This window comes from Micromonospora sp. M51, assembly GCF_018070305.1.
In the GTDB taxonomy this organism is placed as follows: Bacteria; Actinomycetota; Actinomycetes; order Mycobacteriales; family Micromonosporaceae; genus Micromonospora; species Micromonospora parva.
This window is the reverse complement of the sequence record NZ_JAGPXZ010001528.1, coordinates 1-431: the sequence shown is the minus strand read 5'-3', so window position 1 is coordinate 431 and position 431 is coordinate 1. Positions and strand designations below refer to the sequence as shown.

The 431-nt window shown below is 53.4% G+C and carries 1 protein-coding gene; it reads left to right on the top strand.

Going from position 1 to position 431, the window contains the following annotated elements:
• Positions 1–431, top strand: a 431-nt coding sequence (locus KBX53_RS35800) for an RNA polymerase sigma factor region1.1 domain-containing protein (RefSeq protein WP_305798026.1), incomplete at both ends; no start/stop codon positions are given.

Here is a 431-nt window from a genome sequence, read left to right as displayed (position 1 = left end):
ACGTGGTAAGGAGCAAGGCTATCTGACCTATGCCGAGGTCAATGACCATCTGCCGGAAGATATCGTCGACTCCGATCAGATCGAAGACATCATCCAAATGATCAACGACATGGGTATTCAGGTGATGGAAGAAGCACCGGATGCCGATGATCTGCTGCTTGCTGAAACCTCCAATAATACCGATGAAGACGCAGAAGAAGCGGCGGCCCAGGTGCTGTCGAGCGTTGAATCTGAAATTGGCCGTACGACCGACCCGGTGCGCATGTACATGCGCGAAATGGGTACCGTTGAACTGCTGACCCGCGAAGGCGAAATCGACATCGCTAAACGCATCGAAGACGGGATCAACCAGGTCCAGTGCTCCGTTGCGGAATATCCGGAAGCCATCACCTATCTGCTGGAACAGTACGATCGCGTCGAAGCTGAAGAAG